The sequence below is a fragment of the Sphingomonas aerolata genome, from assembly GCF_023935825.1.
In the GTDB taxonomy this organism is placed as follows: domain Bacteria; phylum Pseudomonadota; class Alphaproteobacteria; order Sphingomonadales; family Sphingomonadaceae; genus Sphingomonas; species Sphingomonas aerolata.
Genome location: NZ_CP098762.1, coordinates 764,172 through 781,087, shown reverse-complemented (window position 1 = coordinate 781,087; position 16,916 = coordinate 764,172). Strand labels below are relative to the sequence as shown.

The following is a 16,916-nucleotide window of genomic DNA, read 5'->3' as shown; positions in this document are numbered from 1 at the left end:
CATGACCCGACCGACCCGCCGCCAATTCCTCCGCGACGCCACGCTTGGCGGCGGCGCGCTTGCGCTGCCCTGGCTGCCCGCCTGGGCCCAGCCCGTGTCCACGGGGATCGCGACCCCGCTGCCGATCCTGTCCGGCACCGATATCGCGCTGACCGTGGCGCATCTGACGCGGACGATCGACGGCACGCGCAGCCACGCGATCGGCATCAACGGCACCAGCCCCGCGCCGCTGATCCGGCTGAAACAGGGGCAGCAGGTCCGGCTGTCGGTGACCAACAGCCTCGACGAGGAGACGTCGATCCACTGGCACGGGCTGCTCGTACCGTTCCAGATGGACGGCGTGCCCGGGATCAGCTTTCCCGGCATCCCGGCGCGATCGACCTTCACCTACGACTTCCCCGTCGTGCAGGCGGGGACCTATTGGTATCACAGCCATTCGGGGCTGCAGGAGCAGATGGGGCATTACGGCCCGATCGTGATCGACCCCGAAGGTCCCGATCCGATCGTGTCGGACCGCGAACATGTGATCGTCCTGTCGGATCACAGCCCGCTTCACCCGCATGCCATCTTCCGCAAGCTGAAGCTCCAGGGCGGCTATTTCAACTATCAGAAGCAGACGCTCGGCGGCCTGCTCGCGGGCCGGGACCAGCCGGCGGGCGAACGGCGGATGTGGGGCGGGATGCGGATGGACCCGACCGACGTGTCCGACGTCACGGGCGCGACCTATACCTATCTCGTCAACGGGCATGGCCCCGCGGACAACTGGACCGCGCTGTTCACGCCCGGCGAGCGCGTCCGCCTGCGCATCATCAACGCCTCGGCGATGACCAATTTCAACGTCCGTATTCCGGGGCTGAAGATGACCGTCGTGCAGGCCGATGGCCAGAACGTGCGTCCGGTCACGGTCGACGAGTTCCAGATCGCAGTCGCCGAAACCTATGACGTGATCGTCGAACCCGCCGCGCCCGTCGCCCACACGCTGGTCGCCGAAGCCTGGGACCGGTCGGGCATGGCGCGCGCGACGCTCGCGCCGCGCGTCGGGATGGTCGCCGCGGTTCCTGCGCTGCGCAGACGCCCGCTCGCGACCATGAAGGACATGGGCATGGGCGACATGGCCGCGATGGATCATGGCGCGATGGGCGGCACGGCGGGGATGGACCACGGCGCGATGCCGGGCATGGACAAGCCCGCGCCGACTCCCGCCGGCGAAGAGCCGATGCCGGCCATGAGCCACAGCATGCGCGACTTTGCCAACGCGCCGGGCCTGCCGAGGACGCCGACCGTACAGACCGTCGCGCCGATGCCAATGGATCGCACCGGCGAGCCGCCGCAGGGCCTTAGCGACACCGGCCACACGGTGCTGGTATACCGCGATCTCGTCGCGCTCGAGCGCAATCCCGACCTGCGCGCGCCAACGCGACAGCTGCAGATCCACCTGACCGGCAACATGGAACGCTATATGTGGGCGTTCGACGGCGTGAAGCTGAACGAGGTGAAGGCGCCGATCCCGTTCCGCCAGGGCGAACGCGTCCGCGTCACCTTGGTCAACGACACGATGATGGCGCACCCGATCCACCTGCACGGCCATTTCTTCGAGCTGGTGACCGGCCACGGCGATCATTCGCCGCGCAAGCACACGATCAACGTCGCCCCCGGCGGCACCGCGACCTTCGACCTCACCGCCGATGCGGTCGGCGACTGGGCGTTCCATTGCCACATGCTCTACCACATGCATGCGGGCATGATGCAGGTTGTCACCGTCCGCCCTGATAGCGAAGCGGGAGCAGCGGCATGAAGACGCTCGCTCTCTTCCTAGCGACCGTTACGGCCGCGCCCGCCGCGGCGCAGATGCACGAGATGCACGGGATGAAGATGCCCGGCATGGCGATGCCCGCCAAACCCGCGCCCAAAAAGCCCGCACCAAAAAGGCCGGCACCTAAACAGACCGCCCCGGCAAAACCCGCGGCACGCAAGGCGACGCCGGCGCGGGCGCGCGCTGCGAAGCCCGCCGCATCGACAATGCCGGCGATGGACATGTCCCCGACCGCCGCCTGCACGGCCGAGCATGCCGCAATGGGCCATTGCAAACCCGCCGCCAATGACGCGGCCCCACCACCCCCAGCCAAGGCGACGGCCGCCGCCGCCTGCCCGCCCGAACACGCCGCGATGGGCCATTGCACCCCGGCCGCGTCTGACGGTCCCGCCGCGCCGACGGGCACCGACCAGCCCGCCGGCACCGCACCGCCCCCCGCGCCGCCGACCACGCTGGCGGCGGCGCGCTTCTACGATTCCGCGACGATGACGAAGGCCAATCGGATGATGCGCGACGAGCATGGCGGCATGCGCTTCAGCCAGATCCTCTTCAACCTCGCCGAGGTGCAGGTGCGCAACGGTCGCGACGGCTATCGCTGGGACGGCGCGGGCTGGTTCGGCGGCGACATCCACCGCCTTGTCGTCAAGACCGAGGGCGAAGGCGGTTTCGGCGACCGGGTCGAGGCCGCCGAAGTACAGGCGCTCTATTCGCGCGCGCTCGATCCGTACTGGAACCTGCAGGCCGGCATCCGCCAGGATCTTGGCGCAGGCGCCAAACGGACCTATGCCGCGCTCGGGGTCGAGGGTCTGGCGCCCTATTGGTTCGACGTCGAGGGCACGCTGTTCCTGTCCGACAAGGGCGACGTGCTGGCGCGTGCGGAGGCCTGGTACGACCAGCGCATCACCCAGCGCGCGATCCTCCAGCCGCGTGTCGAGCTGAACCTCGCCGCGCAGGACATGCCTGGCAGCCGGATCGGCGCGGGGCTATCCACCGCCGAACTGGGCCTGCGACTGCGCTACGAGATCCGCCGCGAATTCGCGCCCTATGTCGGACTGTCCTGGGAACGGCGCTATGGTGCCACCGCGCGTTATGCGCGCAGCGATGGCGATACGACCGGCGGGGTCTCGCTCGCGCTCGGTGTGCGCGCCTGGTTCTGACGCGCCGCCTGCCACTGTCGATAGCCCAGCAGCGCGAGCAGGATCATCGCCGCATAGAGCCCCGCGGTCAGCATCAGGCCCTTCACGACGAACATCCCGACATAGACGATGTCGACGACGATCCACAGCAGCCAGCTCGCACTGTGCCGCCGCGCGGTCCAATATTGCGCGACGAGGCTGAAGCTGCTCAGCGTCGCATCGATCCAGGGCAGCGCCGCGTCGGTATAGCGGCTCATAAAAAAGCCGATCGCCATCGCGGCACCCGCACCGGCGCAAAGCCCCGCCAGCGCGTGGATCGGCCGTAGCGGTAGGACGGCGACATCGCCCGCATCCTGCCGCCCGCGCGCCCAGTTGCGCCACCCATAGACCAGCGCGCCCGCGAACACCGCCTGCAGCATCATGTCCGCATAGAGCCGCACGTCGAGGAACAGCTTGAAGTACAGCGCACAGGCCAGCAAATTGACCGGCCAGCACCACAGCCGCCGCACCGCGGTCAGCCAGATGCCGAGGAAACTGACGGCGACCGCGGCGATCTCGAGCATCGTCACGCGCCGCTCTCCGCATCGGCGATCCGGCGGAGGAAGTCCTGCCCCGGTTCGGACAGGAACCAAGCTGCATGGCCGATCAGATAGCCGTCCCAGGCCAGCGCCGCCGCGCTCATGTCGCCGAGCACCCCCGCGAAATACGCGACCTCCGACAGGGCGAATTCGAGATGTACCAGCGGCAGCAGCCGGACGAGCGTCGCCCGATCCTCCGCACCAAACGCGGTCGTCGCCCCATAGCCCGCCAGCAGCGCACACGCCGCCTCGGGCTGGCCGATCGCGGCGTCTGCGCCCTGCCCGAGCGCCAGCCAGGCAACACCGCTGCGTTCGATCGCGATCGCCACGTCGTGCAGCGCGCAGGTCCGGTCCGCCAGCCCAAAATCGAAGACGGTCCGCACGTCCTCCGCCTCCCAGAGCAGGTTGGAGGGATGCCAGTCATTATGCGTCCACAAAGGCGGCTGCGCGGCGAGCCGCGGCTGCAACCCGTCGCCGAGCGCGCTGAACAGCGACGCGATCTCGCGCCGCCACGGCCGCGGGGCAAGGAACGCGGCGAGCGCCGGCCGTGCCGCGACATAGCGTTCCGCCGCCGCGATCGGATCGGGATCGGGCAGGATGGTGAAGCTGGCGACCAGCGGTTGCGGCGGTCGCGCGGGCGCGTCGAACCCCTGCGACGCGCGGTGCAGCCGGGCCAGCGCAACGCCCGCCGCACGCGCCTGCGCGAGCGACAGGAACGGCGTCCAGGACGGCCGGTCGCGATACAGGTCGACGCCGGGGGCCTTGCGATGCAGTTCATAGGTCCAGTCGCCACGGGCCAGCGCGCCGTTGTCGCTGGGGGCGAGCGTCATGACCTCGGGCACCGTAATGCGCGTCCGCAGATGCGCGATGAACCGGTGCTCCGCGCCAAGCTGATCGGGCGTCCGCATCCGGCGGTGATGCCGCTTGAGCAGGAACATCCCCTGCCCGGTCTCGATCAGCGCCGCCGCGGAGAAGGGCCGCGGCGAATGCCAGTGCACGCGCTCGAGCGGACCGGCGGCCGGAAACTGCGCGGCCACGGTCGCGGCTTCCTCGGCGGTGATCGCCGGCCAGCTCGGCGCGGCCATGTCGGTGCCCATCCCGTGGACCAGATGCGCCGCCGGCGAGCCCGCGCCGCTCATCGCGCCGGCATCGGTCACAGGCCGCGCGAGATGGTCGCCATGACGGCCGCACCACTCCCGACATAATAGGTCGGCGCAGATCCCGCGATCAGCGTCCCCCCGCGCCCGATCACGTCGCGCGCATTGGTCGAGACCGACTGCACCCCCGCCAGCACGCGCGGATCGGTCACGTTGATCGCGTTCAGCCGCAGGTCGGTCCGCTTGCCGTCGAGCATCGACGCCAGATGCACGCCGACCGACAGGTCGAGCGTCGCATAGCCCTTGATGCTCTCGTCATTGACGAAGGTCGCATATTGCCGGCCGACATATTTCACCGCGACACTGCCGAACAGCCGTCCGTCGTCATAGGTCCCGCCGCCACCGACCTGGACGGTCGGGCTGGAGACCGCATGCCGGCCGCGGGTCGGCAGATAATCGTCGCCGACCGGCAGGTCGTCGCTGATCCGCGCGCGCAGATATTCGCCCGAGACATAGACGCTGACACCGCGCGCCGGGCGATAGTCGATCTCCGCATCGATCCCGTAGGAACTCTGCCCCCCGACATTCAGCGTCGAATTGACCAGCGCGCCGCCATTGTTGATGACCGTCGCCAACTGGCGGTTGCGGAAATCATAATGGAACCCCGTCACCGATGCGGACAGCGCTGTACCGATATAGCGATAGCCCAGCTCCTGCGAGACCGCATATTCGTTCTTCAGCGCGGTCGTCCCCGCGCTGACCAGCGCACCGCCCGCATAGCTGTCGTAGAGCGTGAACTCGTTCGGCGTGCGGAAGTTCGTCGTGATGTTGGCGAACAGCTGCTGCCGGTCGTCGATCTCGTAATGCACCGCCGCCCGCGGCAGCGCGGCGAAGCTGTCGAGGCGGACGCGGTCCTGCGGCCCGGGCAGGTAGTTGCGCCCGCTGCGCAGCACGTTGACGCCCTTGAACCCGATATCGACCGCAAGACGCGGGGTCAGCGTGACATGGTCGGCCAGGAACGCCGCCTTGGTCACCGTCACGGTCCGCTGGTTCTCATAGGCGAGCAACCGGCCGTCCGCGGTCCGGATCGCCTTTGCGCGATACCCCCAGCGATCGGCCGGTGCGCCGTCGGCGCCGACCGCGGTGTAGGACTGGACGACGCGGTCGGTGCCGTGATCGAACCACAGCCCCGCGGTCAGCCGGTGGATGCCGCGCTCGATTGTCAGCGTGTTGACCGTGCCCACGCGGCGCTGGTCGCCGGTATAATTGCCCAGCACCGTCGCGACCCCGTCGACCGCACCCGGCAGCGCGATCGGATCGGCGAGCGGCTCGATGCCGAGGAAATTGCCGGTCGTGCCGAGCTGCGTCCCATAGGGCGAATTGCCGTAGCCGAACTGCAGATAGCTGGTGCTGTCGAGCGTTACCCCTGCGCCCAGCGCCAGATGCACCGGCGCCGACGCATAGAGGTTGCGGAACGGCGCGCGGTACAGCCGCCAGTAATTGGTGTTGCCCGCGCTGTACCGCGCATCGAAGTTGAAATCGCGTCCCTGCGCGCGCCATTCGGCGAGCGTCGGGCTGCGATAGGTCGACGAGTTCGCGTCGTTGAACGACAGCGCCAGGCTCGCGCGGTTGCCGTTGCCCCATTCGCCGAGCAGCTTGGCATCGACATGTTGGCGCGTGTCATGGCCGGCACCGCGCCAGTTGTTCGCGCGCGTGTTCGAATAAGAGACGAAGGCCCGCAGCCCCGTCTGGCCGATCCGTCCGCTATCGAGCCGGACGAAGCCGCGCCGCGCCGCATAGGATCCGATCGACAGGTCGACGAGCCCGCGCGGCGCCGCACTCGGATCGTCGAGCCAGAGCGACAGCGACCCGCCCGCACCGCCCAGCGTCGGCGACGCGATATCGACCGCGCCCTGCGCCAGCGCGATCCGCTGGAGATTCTCGGTATCGGCGAACTGCGAGGGATAGGCGTAATAATAGCCAATGTCGTTCTGCGGCGCGCCCTCCATCGTCACGCCGATCTCGTCCTGCCCCAGCCCGCGCAACGTCAGGCTCGAACTGGTCGACAGACCGTAAGGATCACTCGACGCGACGGTCGCGCCGGGCAGGAGGTTGACCAGCTGGAACGCGTTGAGCGTCGGCGCCTGCTTGGTGATGAACGCCGCGGCGATCGCGCTCTCGGACTTGGGCACCGTCTGGTCGGGGAGCAGCCCCTCGGGATCGAGAAGGCCGACCACGCGGATATCGACCGGGTCGGCGCCGTCCCGCGAATCCGCCTGCGTCTGCGCGCTGGCGGGGGCGAAGGCCACCACAGCAGCAAGTGCCACTGCCAGCGCAGTACATGCAACACGGGGCGGCCGGCCCGTCATCAGGTCAAATCGAAGGATCATCACGGTCTTGCGTCCACTCCACACGGAGGGACGACGGACGCGCCGCCAGCCCTCCCTACGCCGGTATCAACCGGATCAGGTTCAGCGGGTCATGGTCTGCAGCCCACCTCTCAGCCGCGCGTCAGCGGCCCCCCGGGGAGCGCGCCGTCTAGGGGGTTCGGTCTTCCGGGGATAGCGTTATTGCCCGTTCGCCCTTCCGCAGCGCCTTCCCGGCACACGCGCGGCAGAATTATATGACAATCCACGCCACCCAGACGCTTGCAGTGGGTGACAGCCGGACCGGTTTGCGCCACACAGGCTTTATGGAGCGTGTGCTGACCGACGTCGTTGCCCTGGAGAATCGGGATCTGGGACGGAACCTTACGCATGGCATGCTCGACCTGCTCGGCAAGGCCATCGTGACCGGCCAATATACGGATCGGCCCTTCCCGACCGAGGCGGAGATCGCGGTGGCGCATGGCGTCAGCCGATCGGTGACCCGCGAGGCGGTCAAGATGCTGACCGCCAAGGGACTGGTTAGCGCGCGCCCGCGACAGGGCACGATCGTCCAGCCAGCGAGCAGCTGGAACCTGTTCGACACCGATGTGCTGCGCTGGCTGCTGGACCGCAAATTCTCGGTCGAGCTGCTCCAGCAGTTCAACCAGCTGCGGATCGGGATCGAACCCGAAGCGGCGGCGCTCGCGGCGCTGTACCACACCGAACAGGACATGGTCGCGATCGAGGCGGGGCTGGCGCGGATGGCCGCGGCTGAGCGCAGCTATGACGATCCACTCGACGCGGACATCGCGTTCCACGTCGCCGTCCTGCGCGCGTCGCGCAACCCCTTCTACGCACAGTTCCAGTCGGTGGTCGAAACCGCGCTTCGCACCTCGATCCGCTTCACCAACCGTATCAAGGGGCGCAGCGCGAACATCGCCGACCATGCCGCGGTCGCCGTCGCGATCGCCGCGCGCGATGCCGATGGTGCGCGCGACGCGATGCGACGCCTGATCGGCGACGTGCTCAGCCTGATCGCCGAGGCCTGACACCCGAATCGTCGCGACCCGGTGTACGATCAAGGGACAGCACCGTGTGACGCCGTCACTCGACCTGATCGCGCTTTTCACTTATCGAGACGCGGTGCCCTTGGGCCCGGTGCCGCGAGTCGAGATTTGACAAGCGCCGGAATAGCTCGAAGGACGAAATGCGACCGCGCATCATGCGGGTAGCAATTGAAAACATGACGGGAAACAATGCGAAGGGCTCGAGACGAGCGAACTGCACGGATCGGCAAGGTCGCGCTCGCGGCGGCCATGACCGGCGGTTTGGTGAGCGGTGCGCAGGCACAGACGGTCAACGTCAACACACCCGTCAGCGTGCCCGTCGCGGGCAATGTCGACCGGTTTCGTGTCGTGCCGGTGATCACCAGCGTCTATGACAGCAACGTGCTGCGTCTCAACGACGCGCGCGGGAGCGGGCCGCGCGACAATATCCGCGTTTCGCCGGCGCTGGCCGTCGACCTGAATCGCATCTTCGGACGCACCCGCGTCACCGCCGGCGGCACGGTCGGCTATGATTTCAACACCCGGTTCAGCGGCCTCGATCGCGAGCGGATCAACCTGACCTCGAGCGTGACGACCCCGGTCGGCGCGCCCTGCAGCGTGACCGGCAGCGCGGCGCTCGAACGCGCGCAGTTCGATCTCGGTGACACCAACACCGTGGTGACCGAGAGCTTCCTGCGCCAGGTCTATGACGTCGGCGCGAGTTGCCGCGCCGCGGCGGGCTTCTTTCCCGCGGTGGGCGTCAACCGCGTGTCGCTCACCAACAGCAGCCGCAAGGTTCTGGACACGAACCAGTCCGCGCTGCGCGCGGGGATCGGCTATGGGCGGCCCAGCCTCGGTACGCTGCAGCTCATTGGCTCGGTTGCCAAGATCGCGCGCCCGGGTATCGAGGATCTGACCGGAATCGACGATTCGACGATGATCACCGACGTCCAGCTGATCTTCGAACGTTCGGTCGCGCCGCGCGTCAGCTTCCGGCTTGGCGGCGGCATCACGCATGCCGACCCCAAGCGCGCGGCCGTGCCGTCCTTCAGCGGCCCGTCGTTCGACGCGCAGGTGACGATACGCCCGGTGCCCCGGTTCACGATCGTCGGCTCCGGCCGCCGTGCGGTGCAGAATCAGAGCTCGTTTGGCGCGACCTATATCATCGCCGACAGCTACAACCTCAACGTGTCCTATCTGCTCTCGGCGCGTAGCACCGCCACGCTGTTCGCCCAGCGCGCGCGACGCGACCCGCGCGGCGAGGATCTGGCGCTCACGCTTCAGCCACCACGCGGCAAGGACAGGCTGAACGTCGTCGGCGGAAGCTATGCATTCGATTTTCACCGGTCGCTACGGCTCAGCCTGAACGTCGCTCACCAGCGCCGCACGGCCGACAATGCGATTTACGATTATACGGCCACATCCGCATCGGCGGGTGTCACGGCCCGTTTCTAAGGGGATGATGATGAAGATCCGCATGGCGCATTCGCTTGTTCTGCCGTTGCTCATGGCCGCTGCGGCCGCCGGGGCGCAGGTACCAACCGCGCCCCCCACGCCTGCGTCGACCGGTGCCGTGCCCAACGACGGGTATCGGCTGGCCCCCAATGACGAGGTCGAGGTGACGATTTTCGGCCAGGGTCCGGGTCAGGTGGTCAAGACGCGCGTCAAAAACGACGGCACGATCACCCTGCCGTTCCTCGGCGCGGTCCAGGTGCGCAACCAGACCGCGCGGGAACTGGCCGCGGACATCGCCGCCCGGCTGCGAAGCGGCGGCTATTTCGTCAAGCCCGTCGTCAATGTCGAGGTCACGCAGTTCGTCAGCAGTTCGGTAACCGTGTTCGGCGAGGTCGGAACTCCCGGCATCTATCCGCTCGATCTGCAGCTGACCGTCGGCATGACGCTCGCCCGCGCGGGCGGCACGCGTGGAACAAGCGCGGACTTTGCAATCCTGAAGCGCGACGGCGACCCGGTCGAACACCGCATCCTCCTTTCGGACCTCAGCGGCGAATGGAGCGCGGCGACGCTGCTCGAGGCGAAGGACACGCTCTTCGTTCCGGTCGCGCCTGTGGTCTATATCTACGGTCAGGTGAATTCGCCCGGATCCTTCCCCTTGAAGACCGGGATGACGGTTCGCCAGGCGCTTGCCCGCGCCGGTGGTCCGACGCTTGCCGGATCGACGCGGAACGTCACGATCTTCCGCGATGGTGAGAAGTTGAAGAAGGTCGATCTCGACGGCGAACTGAAGGCCGAGGACTCGGTCTTCATCAATGAAAAATGGCTCTGAATCAGTGATCGGATTCCGGTGGCCGGGATGTCTCGTTTCATGCGGTGCCCTGCGCGTTCGTCGTCGCCAGGTCCGTTTCGCAACAGCCTGACGTCTGCGGCCACGGCCTGAGAAGAGGGCGCGCCGGCAATGGGGCGCCTTTTTTCATGCCCTACTGCCCCGCCACGTCCGTCGCCGCCGGCGCCGGCGCACCCCGCTACCCGGGCCAGCCGTCGCGATTCCCCCGGCGTTGGTCGAGTGACGCTTGCACGGGTCACCGGCTTGGGTGATGGGCGTGCCGATGCGACATAACGGCCTGTTCATCGCGCTGGGGGGCGCTGCGCTGGTCGCGACGGCTGGCGTTGCGGTCATGATTGCGCCCGCGCGAACCGGTCTGCCGATCACGCTCGATCCCGCCGCCGATGCCCCCTCCGCGACTGGGCCGCGCAAGCCTGCGCATCCGCGCTATACCGGCGTCAACATCGCGACGGGCGGCTTTGCCTCCAAGCGCATTCCCGGGCGCTACGGCTTCGACTATTTCTACCCCAAGCCACAGGAGACCGCGCCCTTCGTCGCCGCGGGCATGAACGCGATCCGCGTGCCCGTTCTCTGGGAACGGCTGCAACCGCGGCCCAATGCCCCGATCGACGCCGCGGAACTCGCACGGCTCGACGAATCGATCGCGGGGCTCGGCGGGTTCGGCCTGATCATCCTCGACGTGCACAATTACGCCAAATACCGGGGACAACGGCTCGACCAGATCGACCCGCGCGGCGCCATGCTCGCCGACCTCTGGACCCGCCTCGCCCGCCATTATGCCGGGGATCAGCGCATCGCGTTCGGCGTGATGAACGAACCCAATGGCCTCTCCGCCACGGCGTGGCGACCGATTGCGGAGGCGTCGTTACAGGCGATCCGCGCGACGGGCGCGCGCAATCTGGTGCTCGTCCCGGGAACGAACTGGTCGGGTGCTCATTCCTGGACGAAAGGCAGCGACTCGAACGGCGAGGCGTTGAGAACGCTCGTCGACCCGGCGAACAACATGGCGTTCGAGATGCACCAATATCCGGATGCCGACTCCTCGGGAACGCATCCGGAATGCGTGTCGCCAAAGGCCGCCGCACAGGCATTCGACTCGGCCACCGCCTGGCTGCGCGCCAACAAGGCACGGGGATTTCTCGGCGAATTCGGCGCGAGCAGCGACCCGAACTGCCTCGCCGCGCTCGATGCGGTGCTCGGCACACTTGACGCGGGCTCGGACGTCTGGCTCGGTTGGACCTATTGGGCAGGCGGCGCCCTGTGGGGGCCGTATATGTACAGCGTGCAACCCGACAAGACCGGGGACAAACCGCAAATGTCTATCCTGATACGGCACAAATCTTAATGATCACAGGGTATAGTGGCCTGGTGGAGCCGTACGGCAATCCTATTGTGCGTTGCAGCAACGTCGCGTACCCGCTCCCCGGATCGGCAAGGCAGATACAAGAATTATGTTGAAGTCATGGATTGCATCGCTGACGCGCTGGCTGGACGGCCGCGGATGGGCCGAGCCCCCCGTGATCGAGCTGACGCATCGCTACACCCCGCCCGCCGCGCCGGTCGTCGACCTGCCCGCGGATCCCGTCCCGGCAAGCACCGCGACGCGGCTGATCGGCGACCGGCGCCGGATCGCTGACACGTTCGATGCCGCACGCCCGGTGCGGACCCGCGGCGAGCTGTTCGGACGCGCGGTCGAGCTCGACCATCTGCTCGCCGCGACGCTCGACTTTCATCAGCATGCGGTGATCCACGGTGCGCGCGGCTCGGGCAAGACGTCGCTGGTGCGCGTGCTCGGTGAGCATGCGGATGAATCGGGCGCCGTCGTGCTCTATTTCGCGTGCGAACCGCATGCGACCTTTGCCGACATCATCCGGCTCTATCTCGACGCGCTCCCGCCCGCAGCCTTCGCGCCCGGCGGACAGCGTGCCTTTGCGCAGAAGCTCGAACAGATGCCGGAGAATTTCGGCCCGCGGGCGTTCGTCGATCTGGTGGCAGACCGCGTCACCGCGCCGACGATCCTGATCTTCGACGAGTTCGACCGGATCGAGGATGCGAGCGTGAAGAGCGACGTCGCGGCGGCGATGAAGCTGCTGTCCGACGCGCTCGTGCCGGTGCTGTTCGTGCTGGTGGGAATCGCGCGGACCGTGTCCGACGTCGTCGCTGGCCACCCGTCGCTGCGCCGGCACATGCGGATCGTGTCGCTGGGCCGGATCGGCGCCGACAGCGTCGACGCGCTGATCGCACGTGGCGAGGCCAATACCGGCGTCCGGTTCGATACCGATGCGCGCGCGATGATCGCCGATGCCGCCTGTGGCTCGCCCTATCACCTGCGTATGCTGGCCGGGCATTCGTCGCTCGCCGCTGTCAGCAGCGACGCGGATATCGTCACCAAGGCGCATACCCGCACCGGCTTCGTCGATGCGTTCAGCCACTGGGCGCAGATGAACGAGCCCGATGCACGGCTGTTCGCTAAGGTCGTGCTCGGCTGCACGATCGAACAGCGCGATGCGCTCGAGGCTTTGGCCCGCGCCGCCGCGACGATGGACGTCGTTTTGCTTGATACCGATCGATATGATCGTGCCATTTCGATGCTAGACCCCGCATTGGTCCGCGAACGGGGCAATGACGGCGAACACGATGGCGTGTATTTCCGTGACAGTACCGCGCCGCAGATGCTGATCGCGCTGTTGATGACGACCCCTGTTTCCACCACGGCGGCCCGGCTTGGCGCACCGCAGGAGAGCAACCTTGCTAATACCCGCTGATCTGATCGCGTCGCTCAAGGCGCGCTGGCGTATCGAGCTGGCGATCATTCTGCTGATCGTCGTGCTGGTCGCACTCTGGACGGCCGTCACGCCCAAGACCTATGTCGCGCAGTCCTCATTGCTGTTCGACGGTGGCCCGGCCCAGTCGGTTACCGACGAGGCGGCGCCGCAGGATGGCGTGGCCGCGCTCGTCGCGACCCAGGCCGACGTCCTGCAGAGTGAGGCGATCGCCGCCGCGGTCGTCCGCGACCTGAAGCTTGCCGCCAACCCGCAGATCGCTGACCAGTGGCGTGCGCGCACCGGTGGCACCGGCGACGTCAACGCCTGGTATGGTCGTCAGCTGCTCGGCGGGCTCGAGGTCATACCGGGCCGGACCTCGCGCGTGCTCGCGATCCGCTTCAAATCGGCCGATCCGCAATTCTCGGCCCAGGTCGCCAATGGCTTTGCCACCAGCTACCTAGATGCGCGCCTACAACTGCAGACCGATCCCGCCCGCACCTATTCGCGCTGGTTCGAGGATCGCACGCGCGAGGTCCGCACCGCGCTCGAGCAGGCGCAGGGCCGGCTGACCGCGTTCCAGCGTCGCACCGGGATCGTCGACACGACGACCAACAACACCGACGCCGCCCGCCTGACCGAATTGTCCGGCCAGCTGACCGCAGCCGAAGCGGCGGCGGCGGATGCCGGCGCGCGGGCTGGCGGCGGCAGCACCGGGCTCGACGTGCAGTCGGCCGGTGTCGTCCAGGGTCTGCGCACGCAGATCTCCGCCAAGACGGCCGAAGTCGCACAGCTCAGCGCGGATCTTGGTCCGAACCACCCGCAGCGTCAGGCCGCCGAGGCGGAACTGTCGGCACTGCGTCGCCGGCTCGCGGTCGAGACCGGGACGAGCACCAATGCGGTGCGCGTCGCCAGCGGTGCGGCGAGCAGCAAGGAAAGCCAGATGCGCGCCCTGCTGAACCAGCAGCGCGGCAAGATGCTGTCGCTGGCGGGCGACCGCGCCGAGCTCGACGTGCTCCAGCGCGACGTCGATTCGGCGCGTGCGGCCTATGACACCGTCACCCAGCGTCTCGGCACGATGCGGCTGCAGAGCGAAGCGCCGTCGACCAACGTCGTCCAGCTCGACGTCGCGCAGCCGCCGATGTTCCCCTCCTCGCCCAACGTACCGATGCGGTTGGCGCTCGGCCTCGTGCTGGGCGGAATGCTGGCAGCGGGGACGGCGCTGGCGCTCGAACTGTGGCGGCCGCGGGTGCGGACGTCGAGTGGCGCAGCGACCGCCATGGGTGTGCCCGTGCTGGGCTCGGTATCGTTTTCGCAGTCGCGCGTCGCGTCGCTGCTGGGTGGAAGGCAGACGTCATGAGGCTTCGTTCGAGCGAAACGGCAAATGTCGTTCGTCCCGCGGTCGCGCCGGGCGCCGAAGCGCCCAGCCAGCGGCAGCTTCTGGGCAAATTGCTGTCGCTGTCGCCCGAGGCGCATCGCCAGATCGAGCATCGCCAGGCCGAAACCGGGCTATTGTTCGGCGAGGCGGCGGTCCAGCTCGGCTTTGCGACCGAGGAGCAGGTGCGCCGCGCGATCGAGCTGCAACAGGGCTTCACCGTCCTGCCCGAGGGCGATGAGCGCGTCGATCCGCTCGTCGTCGCAGCATTCGCGCCCGACGATCCCATCGCGGTCACCGCGCGCGACATTCGCGCGATCGTGACGCGCGACGTCCGCCCCGATGGCTCCCCGCTTCAGGGGATCGCGATGATCGGGATCGATGACGAAACCCTGCACACCACCGTGCTCACCGCCAATCTGGCGGTCGCGTGCGCCCAGGCCGGCTATTCGACGCTGCTGGTCGATGGCGGCATCGGCGCACCGCGTCAGCACGGGCTCTTCCGCCTGCCCAACCGGACCGGCCTGTCGACGCTGTTGTCGTCGGGCGGTCGCGTCGAGGCGATCGCCCAGACGACCGCGATCCCCGGCCTGTCGCTGCTGTCGGCGGGTCCGAGCGTCCCCAACGCGTCCGAGCTCTTCGACCGCCAGCGGCTTGCCAACACGCTCGATCCGCTGCGCGATCATTATGGGCTGGTCATCTTCGATGCCGGCCCCGCCAGCGCGACACAGCTCGAGGCGTGTTTCGGACTCGACGCGGCGATCATCGTCGCGCGCCGCAACCGGTCGGACGCGCGCGCGCTGCGCAACGCCGCGGCCGTGCTGCAGGAGCATGCTACCCCCGTTCTCGGCTCGATCCTGATCGATTGAGCATGGTGGGCATGATGGAGATTCGGCGAATCGGCCACATCGATGTGGTCGCCACCGATGTACCGGGTGCCGTTGCACAGGTCGTTGCCGCGGTAGAAGGCGACGGTCCGGCCATCTTCGGCTTCTGCAATGCGCACAGCGTCAACCTTGCGCGGGCGGATCCCGCCTTCGTGACCGCGACGCGGGCGGGCGTGTTCTTCAACGACGGCAGCGGCGTCGATATCGCCAGTCGGCTGCTCTACGGCACGCGCTTCCCGGCCAATCTCAACGGCACCGACCTGACGCCCGCGGTGCTCGCCGCACTGCCGGCGGGAACGGGCGTCTTCCTGCTCGGGAGCCCGCCGGGCGTCGCGCAAAAGGCCGCTGCGATCCTCGCGGAGCGCTTCCCGAACATCCGTATCGCGGGCAGCCATCACGGCTTTTTCAGCGCCGACGAGGCACCCGCCCTGTCGGAGCGGATCCGCGCATCGGGCGCGCGACTCGTGCTCGCGGGCATGGGACAGCCGCGGCAGGAAAAATGGGCGGCCGCCAATGCGGGCGCAGTCGGTGCGGTGATCCTGTGCATCGGCGCCTTTCTCGATTTCACTGCGGGCCAGTTCGTCCGCGCGCCGCTCTGGATGCAGCGCGCGGGCATCGAATGGACCTTCCGCCTTCTGCAGGAGCCCCGACGGATGGCGTCACGCTATCTTGTCGGCAACGCGACCTTCCTGGCCGCGACGCTCGGACAACGGATGAAGCGATGAAACAGATGATGCCTCCTCGCCTGCACCGCGCACTTTCGCGTCTGCGGCATGCCCCGCCGCCCTCCTATGACGAACGCTATCCGAGCGTCGACGTGTTCGAATGGCGTCCCGCGGGCAGCGCGATCAACTTCGGCGACCGGCTGGCGACGGTCGTCGCCGAGCGTGTTCTCGCGCTGCACGGACGCAGCCTCGACGAGGAGACGGCGCGCGACGCGACGCTGTTCACGGTCGGATCGGTGATGCATTTCGCCAAGACCGGCGACACCGTCTGGGGCTCGGGCGTCAACGGCAAGATTCCTGCCGATCGTCATGCTTTCGACGCACTCGACATCCGCGCGGTTCGTGGTCCGCTGACCGCGGCGTTTCTTTCGGAGCGCGGGCTGGACGTCCCGGCGGTCTATGGCGACCCCGCGCTGCTGCTGCCGACGCTGTTCCCCGACCGGTTCAAGCGGCATAGCGCACAGCCGGTGCTGTTCGTCCCCAACCTCCACGACCTCACGCTCGCGCCGACGCTCGGCCTGCCGTTCGTGTCGCCGCTGCGCGGCTGGAACGCGGTCGTCGAGCAGATCGTCGGCGCCGATCTGGTGCTCGCAAGTTCGCTCCACGGCGTCGTGATCGCCGAGGCCTTCGGCATTCCCGCGCGGCATGTGCGCCTGACCGAGACCGAACCGCCGTTCAAATATGACGATTACGCACGCGGGACCGGACGATCCGGCATCGACTCCGCGAACAGTGTCGCCGAAGCGCTCGAAATGGGGGGCGCACCGCCGATATCCTTCGATCCCCAGGCGCTGCTCGCGACATTCCCGCACGATTTGTGGGAGTGAGT

The 16,916-nt window shown here is 67.9% G+C and carries 14 protein-coding genes and 1 riboswitch; of the genes, 11 read left to right on the top strand and 3 right to left on the bottom strand.

What is annotated here, in order from left to right; translation table 11 throughout:
* Position 1 precedes the first annotated feature (1 nt).
* Together NEF64_RS03735 and NEF64_RS03730 are read left to right on the top strand one after the other, a co-directional pair.
* A complete protein-coding gene (locus NEF64_RS03735; protein WP_082446925.1) occupies positions 2–1,795 on the top strand; it encodes a copper resistance system multicopper oxidase in 1,794 nt (597 codons plus the stop codon).
* A complete protein-coding gene (locus NEF64_RS03730) occupies positions 1,792–2,970 on the top strand; it encodes a copper resistance protein B (protein WP_252574625.1) in 1,179 nt (392 codons plus the stop codon). The genes NEF64_RS03735 and NEF64_RS03730 overlap by 4 nt, the downstream gene beginning before the upstream one ends.
* Here NEF64_RS03730 and pnuC read toward each other — a convergent pair.
* Genes pnuC through NEF64_RS03715 form a run of 3 tightly spaced genes read right to left on the bottom strand, consistent with a single transcriptional unit; the run spans position 2,901 to position 6,993 of the window.
* Positions 2,901–3,518, bottom strand: coding sequence for a nicotinamide riboside transporter PnuC (pnuC, locus tag NEF64_RS03725; RefSeq protein WP_056407167.1), 618 nt, complete (start codon positions 3,516–3,518; stop codon positions 2,901–2,903). The genes NEF64_RS03730 and pnuC overlap by 70 nt on opposite strands.
* A complete protein-coding gene (locus NEF64_RS03720; RefSeq protein ID WP_056407493.1) occupies positions 3,515–4,666 on the bottom strand; it encodes a phosphotransferase enzyme family protein in 1,152 nt (383 codons plus the stop codon). The genes pnuC and NEF64_RS03720 overlap by 4 nt, the downstream gene beginning before the upstream one ends.
* Positions 4,667–4,680: 14 nt before the next feature.
* The gene (locus NEF64_RS03715) at positions 4,681–6,993 is read right to left on the bottom strand and encodes a TonB-dependent receptor (protein WP_082446924.1); all 2,313 of its coding nucleotides are present in this window, start codon (positions 6,991–6,993) and stop codon (positions 4,681–4,683) included.
* Between the two features lie 70 nt (positions 6,994–7,063).
* A riboswitch (TPP riboswitch) is annotated at positions 7,064–7,152 on the bottom strand.
* Between the two features lie 164 nt (positions 7,153–7,316).
* On the opposite strand from NEF64_RS03715, the gene NEF64_RS03710 reads away from it, so the two are divergent.
* The 9 genes from NEF64_RS03710 (at position 7,317) to NEF64_RS03670 (ending at position 16,914) form a co-directional block, all read left to right on the top strand.
* The gene (locus tag NEF64_RS03710; protein WP_051916620.1) at positions 7,317–8,039 is read left to right on the top strand and encodes a FadR/GntR family transcriptional regulator; all 723 of its coding nucleotides are present in this window, start codon (positions 7,317–7,319) and stop codon (positions 8,037–8,039) included.
* A 207-nt stretch (positions 8,040–8,246) separates the two neighbouring features.
* Positions 8,247–9,491: an outer membrane beta-barrel protein gene (locus NEF64_RS03705; RefSeq protein WP_082446923.1), complete on the top strand. Its 1,245-nt coding sequence runs from the start codon at positions 8,247–8,249 to the stop codon at positions 9,489–9,491.
* 10 nt (positions 9,492–9,501) lie between these two features.
* Positions 9,502–10,320 carry an SLBB domain-containing protein gene (locus NEF64_RS03700; RefSeq protein WP_159043454.1) on the top strand — a complete coding sequence of 273 codons (819 nt, stop codon included), beginning with the start codon at positions 9,502–9,504 and terminating at the stop codon, positions 10,318–10,320.
* 280 nt (positions 10,321–10,600) lie between these two features.
* Entirely contained in the window at positions 10,601–11,683 is a 1,083-nt protein-coding gene (locus tag NEF64_RS03695) for a glycoside hydrolase family 5 protein (RefSeq protein ID WP_235516413.1), read from the top strand.
* Between the two features lie 106 nt (positions 11,684–11,789).
* Complete coding sequence (locus tag NEF64_RS03690; RefSeq protein WP_051916621.1) at positions 11,790–13,103, top strand: ATP-binding protein; 1,314 nt, start codon at positions 11,790–11,792, stop codon at positions 13,101–13,103.
* Complete coding sequence (locus NEF64_RS03685; protein WP_056407162.1) at positions 13,087–14,460, top strand: GNVR domain-containing protein; 1,374 nt, start codon at positions 13,087–13,089, stop codon at positions 14,458–14,460. The genes NEF64_RS03690 and NEF64_RS03685 overlap by 17 nt, the downstream gene beginning before the upstream one ends.
* The gene (locus NEF64_RS03680) at positions 14,457–15,344 is read left to right on the top strand and encodes a CpsD/CapB family tyrosine-protein kinase (protein ID WP_037530233.1); all 888 of its coding nucleotides are present in this window, start codon (positions 14,457–14,459) and stop codon (positions 15,342–15,344) included. The genes NEF64_RS03685 and NEF64_RS03680 overlap by 4 nt, the downstream gene beginning before the upstream one ends.
* Before the next feature lie 2 nt (positions 15,345–15,346).
* A complete protein-coding gene (locus NEF64_RS03675; RefSeq protein WP_056407160.1) occupies positions 15,347–16,087 on the top strand; it encodes a WecB/TagA/CpsF family glycosyltransferase in 741 nt (246 codons plus the stop codon).
* Positions 16,084–16,914, top strand: coding sequence for a polysaccharide pyruvyl transferase family protein (locus tag NEF64_RS03670; RefSeq protein WP_200912189.1), 831 nt, complete (start codon positions 16,084–16,086; stop codon positions 16,912–16,914). The genes NEF64_RS03675 and NEF64_RS03670 overlap by 4 nt, the downstream gene beginning before the upstream one ends.
* The last annotated feature ends 2 nt before the right edge of the window (positions 16,915–16,916 follow it).